The 6,483-nt window shown below is 33.3% G+C and carries 4 protein-coding genes; all 4 read left to right on the top strand.

The window, feature by feature from the left end:
* Nucleotides 1-403: 403 nt before the first annotated feature.
* The 4 genes from papB to C162_RS24550 all read left to right on the top strand — a co-directional run bounded on the left by papB (nt 404) and on the right by C162_RS24550 (nt 6,406).
* Nucleotides 404-1,816, top strand: a complete 1,413-nt coding sequence (gene papB / locus C162_RS24570) for a PapB family radical SAM/SPASM ranthipeptide maturase (RefSeq protein ID WP_036698710.1) — start codon at nt 404-406, stop codon at nt 1,814-1,816.
* Nucleotides 1,806-2,687, top strand: coding sequence for an ATP-binding cassette domain-containing protein (locus tag C162_RS24565; protein WP_036698708.1), 882 nt, complete (start codon nt 1,806-1,808; stop codon nt 2,685-2,687). The genes papB and C162_RS24565 overlap by 11 nt, the downstream gene beginning before the upstream one ends.
* A gap of 687 nt (nt 2,688-3,374) precedes the next feature.
* Nucleotides 3,375-4,532: a hypothetical protein gene (locus C162_RS24555; RefSeq protein ID WP_051493889.1), complete on the top strand. Its 1,158-nt coding sequence runs from the start codon at nt 3,375-3,377 to the stop codon at nt 4,530-4,532.
* Between the two features lie 44 nt (nt 4,533-4,576).
* Nucleotides 4,577-6,406 carry an ABC transporter ATP-binding protein gene (locus C162_RS24550; RefSeq protein ID WP_084649033.1) on the top strand — a complete coding sequence of 610 codons (1,830 nt, stop codon included), beginning with the start codon at nt 4,577-4,579 and terminating at the stop codon, nt 6,404-6,406.
* The last annotated feature ends 77 nt before the right edge of the window (nt 6,407-6,483 follow it).

Genomic DNA, 6,483 nt, shown 5'->3' with positions numbered 1-6,483 from the left:
CTCTCCTCTTTGCTTGTCACACGAATCGCTACAATTCAAGAGGAGGGGGTGCTCCGGCTTTGGTTATTTCACGGATTCAGGTCTTTTTATATATAGATAAAAGAGAACGAACGAGCTAAACTAACTTAGTATTACATAATTCCAAAATATAGGAGGTAGTCGAATGTTTAAACCTGTTAATGTCGTTGCAAGTGGCAGTGTCTCACCTATGTTTTGCATAACATGCGATGCAAGAGACAAATGCGTAGATTGTGATGCTTTTGACTTTATTTGTGGAAACAACGAGAGTGGTTGGTGTATTCGTAATGATGGGGATTGATTGAATTTTCATCTATAAACAAAAGAAAGTCTAAGAAGCAATTCTTAGGCTTTCTAATATTTTGAGAAGGAAGTGAAGTTATTAATGTTTAATAGTCCAATAAAAATTAAAGCTGTAAAATTTTTTGAAGAGCAAGATAATTTATATCTATATAATGTTGAGAATAGCGGGATATTTCAAGTCGATGACACAATAGTAGATATTTGCAACAGTGACGGGAAAACTATTGAAGAACTTTACCAACTTCTAAAAAATAATTATACCATGGAAGAGTTAAGTGAATTACTTACTACGCTAGAGAAAGCAGGAGTTTTACTTGTGCAAGATTTAGTGGATGACATTAATACAGATTCCTGTGCTTGTACAAAAGAGACAAACGGGGTCTCTTCTCTGATTCTTATGCTGGTTCAAGAATGTAATCTGAGATGTTCTTATTGTTATGGTGTTAATGGAGAATACAATGACCGTGGCAGGATGGACATGGATACAGCTACCCAAGCTATAGATTTTTTATTTAATCAAGCTTTGGAGGAAGAACTAAGCATTTGTTTTTTCGGTGGAGAGCCATTACTTAATTATAAACTCATTCAGGATATCATTCCTTATGTCCAAAGCAAAGAAAAACTAACAGGGAAAAGAGTAAGGTATAGTATGACCACCAATGGAACCTTGCTTACCAAAGACGTTGTTGACTATTTAATGGAGCATCAGGTAGCAATACAAGTGAGTCTGGATGGAGATCAGAAAACTCATGATTTTAACCGCTATTTTCAGAATAAAGAAGGCAGCTATGATCTTATTCTTAATAGGACTGAGAAATTAAGAAAGAATGGAATGATCTCAGCGAGAGCTACTGTCTCACCGGTTCAACTGGATATTACCTATACATTAAAACATTTAAATGAAATTGGATTCCGAAATGTTGCTATGTATCCTGCAGTTCAGATGCTTGATGTTAAGGATTATGAGGATTACTCACTTGAATTCACCAAACTGGTAAATTATTTTGAGACTTTAATACATAGTAAGGAGTATAAGAAGGCTCGGGAAATCTCAAATATATATAAATATCTAAGAAGGGTTCATTCATCTTCCAAACGGCATTATTATTGTGGGGCTGCTTCCCATATGCTAGCTGTTGATGTTCATGGAGATTTGTATCCATGTCAAAGATTTGTTAGTGAAAAAAATTATTCTCTAGGAAATGTGAATGAAGGAGTTTCCCGCCTTAGGGAGAAGGAAATATTAAATGAATTTAGTCTAGAAGAAAGAACAAAGTGTAGGGAATGTTGGGCAATTAACCTATGTGGTGGAGATTGCCCACATGAAAATTTAAAGAACACTGGAGCTATAGAAGATCCGCTAGAAATTTCCTGTGAGTTTACTAGAAGTGCAATAAATGATTGCATCAGATTATACTTGAGGTTGGACGAGGAGGATAAAGATAAATTGTTTAATAACAAGATGATAAAGGAGGAAGAAATGATTGTCAGTTGAAGTGGAAGCATTGAGTAAAAAATACGGCAGTAATCAAGTCATTAATCAGTTAAGTTTTCAAATTAATAAGGGGATTTTTGGTTTGCTTGGTGATAATGGTGCTGGTAAAACTACCTTAATGAAAATTCTAGCAACACTGCTAGGGTTTAACGAGGGCGATGTAAGTATGTTTGGATATTCGCTAAGAAAAGAGCCTGATGCAATTCGTGCCATGTTAGGATATCTTCCACAAAGTTTTGACTTTTTCCCTGATGCAACAATCATTGAATCCATGAATTATTTTGCTGCTTTAAAGGGGTTAATAGGTCAACGAAGAATACAGGAAGAAATTTCACAAAGACTAATTGAAGTGGGTCTTGAAGAACATGCTCATAAAAAAATCAAGCAACTTTCAGGCGGTATGAAACAACGATTTGGTATCGCTCAAGCTATGTTAAACCTTCCCCAGTTGTTAATTATTGATGAACCTACGGTGGGGCTTGATCCAAAGGAGCGAATTGCTTTTAGAAACTTGCTTCACAGTTTTTCGGAAGATCGCATTGTATTGTTATCTACGCATATTGTACCGGATATCTCAAGCACCTGTGACAATGTACTTATTTTAAAGAAAGGAAGCTGTCTTTATAATGGGAGTGTTGATGAGGCTATCCATAAAGTGGAAGGGAAAATATGGTTAGTTGAAGTGGATAAAAGGCAGTTGCAACAATTAAGTAATGAAAGCCGTATCATATCTGTTGTTAGGAAAAGGGGGTTAATGCAAGTTCGTTTGCTAGATAATAGTCCTCCAGAAAAATATGGGGAATATACACTAGAGACTCCAAACCTGGAAGATGCTTATCTGTATATATCCGATAATGAGAGGGGGCCTTAATAGAGTGAGGGAGGTGAAAGTTTTAGTTCGATTTGAAATACTGTTGTTAAAGAAAAATTTATTATATAACATTTTGGTTTTCCTGATCACTTTTTTGATACCTATGTTTCTGTATTTATCTACCGGTACAAAGGATAAAGAAATGTGGGTATTCTTGTTGCACGGACAATTATTTTTCTGTATTTTAGCAATGCCAATTCTATATTCTTTTCTTTATGACGATGATAAGCAAGCGATGATCTATTCAACCATTATTCCTAAATTGCATTCAAACTACCTATATCTTGTATGTAAAGTTTGTGTTTTGTGGGGGATTATCTTTCTGTCACAATCCAGTTGCTTAATCCTTATTCTCGGAGGTCATGTGTTATTTTATGGAGTCAACTTTTTTGATTTAATACTTCCGTTAATTTACACCTCGTTTACGACAATTGGTATATCCGTTCAAATTGCTGCTCTTTTGAGCTTATTATTAAAAAAACAAGTATACGTAAATATATTTAATATTATTTTTCTTGTTATAGGGATGTCAGTGAATTCTCCGGCCTTTTCGATATGGTTTAACCCGGATTGGATTACCAGTCATTTTTTTGACTCGTCTTTTTTTGTAGGAAGAACTTTTATATTGTGTATTGCATTAATTCTAATGTATTTTAGCAATCGTCTGTGGAAAGCAAGGGGGAGATTATGAACTTAAATCTAATACGATTTTGGTTGCTTCTTTTCTTTGGCAAGGCCAATACAGGAATATACCTGTTTTCTTTAATGGTAATAGTATATTTTAATTTTCAAATGAATGAAGATTTAATTTTGAAAATTAGCCTGGATTTATTATTTATTGCTTTGTTTGCACTGCAAGCGGCTAATTTAAGCAAAAGATATCAAGCAGAGCAATTTGTATTTTTGTCAATTATCTCTACCAATCGTAAAATTTTTAATCAAGGAATTGTAGCAGTAATCATAACTTCACCTGTGATAATAATAATATGGGTCACATTACGTATCTGGTTTGGGGATGTTCCAGACTTTAATATTGGGCTTATTGCCCTTTTTTCCGGCCTTTTTGCTGTTGTATCAGGTCTTTTGGTAGGAGAAGTAATCCGCAAGCATGGTTTAGGAATACTGGTTCTGATTACTTTATATTTAACAATTGGATTAATTCCATGGACGCTACACGAAAAATTCAGATATGTATCTCCAGTGCTTAATATTTACAATCCCTACCTAATAAACTTTAGAAATATTATATCGATTTTTGCTGCGGTTCTATTGTTTTATGGAATGGCAACTATATTTTCGTATCGTCGAGGAGGTGGGAAGAAAAGTCTGATTACGTGGTTAACCGTTGGAATTGCGTTGTGTCTATTTAGTGGCATACGTATCTATGAATATACGCATGATAAGCGGCTCGAAAGTAATGAATTTAATATTATAAAAATTGGAACAACACAGGTCCATTACAAAGGAATGAGTAGGGATAGGGCTGAGAAGTTCGGTGTTGTTATAGATTATTTATACAATTTAGCTGATGGGCTTCATATAGCTCCAAAGCGCTACTCTTTAGAAATTACTCAACGTTATGCTGTATCCTCTATTGAACCAAAAGTCATGATGAAGAATCGTGACCAATTGATCATTAACATATATTCTAACAAACTGCTAGATTTTAATTATGGATTTGACTGGGTAAGCAAATGGATAGATTACATATTAACTAATGATACGGATACTTCAAAGGATAATATTAATCTCTTGAAACATCAAATGATCAAAAAAACACTTGAAGAAAACCCAATGAATATCTATACGGAAAGTCGTCGTCAAAAACTTACCATTAACGATTGATTTAGTGCGAAATAATGGGAGAAGGTTAAGCTTTGGAGGGTAATATGGATGGGATCAATATCAAAACTATATTTGCATCATTTCGGTACTGGCCGGAACTTGGGAAATTATTATGGAGGGCAAAAAGAAGTTATTTTTCATTAATTATTTTTTGTTATATAATCAAAGGTTTCTTACCAATAATAAATCTTTTTTCCATTCAATTTTTAGTGATGAAAATCGAAGAGCGATCATTCAACGTGATGATATACCCAATTCTGCCTTTAATTTTTGTTCTGATTTGTAGTCTCTTTGTTACGTCTATTCTTGAACACTTTGAAAAGTTATATCAGCTATTATTAATAAACCACTTGCAAGTTTCAATAGTAACAAAAACCTCTGATTTTATGCTTCGTGATTATGAAGATCCTGAAATTCATAATCAACTAAGAAGAGTTATGCAAGATTCGATAGACCGGCCCATCCAAGTATATAAGGTATTAATTAATCTTATAAGCTCAATTATTACTTTGATTTCTAGTATTGTTATTATACTGAATTTCAAGTGGTGGTTAGTGATTATTCTTCTTGTGTCACCTTTATTTTCATTCTATTCGTTATTGAAGTTCGCACAAATTCAATATATTTCAAAAAGAAAAAGATCTCCATTGCAAAGGAAAGCAAGTTATATTAATTTTTTGTTAACGAATGATAAGGCATTCAAAGAAATTAAACTATATCACTTAAATGACTATTTAAGTATTAGGTACAAAGATATTTTTAATAGATTTTATAAGGAGGATAAAGACCTATCAAAAAGACGAACAGTTTTATATCTATTCTTTCAAATAATTAGTACTCTTTTTATCTCGATAGTTCTTTATATTATTGTATATGTGTCATTTCAAGAGAGTCTACTCTTAGGTAGTATATATGGTTTGGTACAAGCAGTATTGCTTACAAACCAGAATATTAATGCTATCTCTCAAGGATTAATTTCCTTGTGCGAGAATAATTTATACTTGGATGAATTATTCTCATTTCTAAATAAAAGTAAAAAAAGTTATGAAAATATACTGTTAAAGCAGAGTTTCGTTAAAATGGATAAAATAGAAAGCATAGAGTTTATAAATGTCTCCTTTATTTATCCTGGTCAAACAGTTTACGCGCTAAAAGACCTCAATTTCAAAATACAAACAAATGACTCTGTTGCATTTGTTGGAAGAAACGGATCGGGGAAATCAACGATAATTAAATTAATGACAGGCTTATATGATGATTTTACAGGTGAAATATTAATTAATTCAATATCAATACATAATTATAGTAAAGATACATTATACAAAAAAATTGGTGTTATATTTCAAGATTTTATCCAATTTGATTTTACTGTTAGAGAAAATATTGGGTTTGGTGACCTCGAAAAGATGGATAATACCTCTAAAATATGGAATTCGGCCCAACTTACTGGTGCAGATGAACTAATTAAAAGTTTCCCCAATCAAATAGATCAACAGCTAGGTAGAAATTTTGAAGGTGGGGTTCAAATTTCTGGTGGGCAATGGCAAAAAATAGCCATATCAAGAGCTTTCTTTAAAGATGCTGATCTATATATTATGGATGAACCAAGCTCTTTTCTTGATCCGGAATCGGAAAAACAAGTATTTCTGCAATTCCAAAATTATATAGAAGGGAAGATAGGTGTATACATATCGCATAGGTATACATCTGTCTTATATGCTAATAGGATTATTGTGTTAAATGAAGGTCAGGTAGTAGAATGCGGAACACACCAACAATTAATTGTTAAACGAGGGATTTATTATAAACTATTTTCTGATGAAGCAGAAGCCTTTCAAAGAGAGCGAGCAATTCAGGGGGAAATACTCACGTGAATTTCACTAAAAAGGAGCCATCCCAGCAACTATTTCATGGCTGTTGGGATGGCTCCTTTTGCATCACAGGTTGACAA

The sequence above is a fragment of the Paenibacillus sp. FSL R7-269 genome, assembly GCF_000517865.1.
In the GTDB taxonomy this organism is placed as follows: Bacteria; Bacillota; Bacilli; order Paenibacillales; family Paenibacillaceae; genus Paenibacillus_AQ.
Note: the sequence above shows the minus strand (reverse complement) of the source record. Positions and strands in the feature narration are given on the sequence as shown.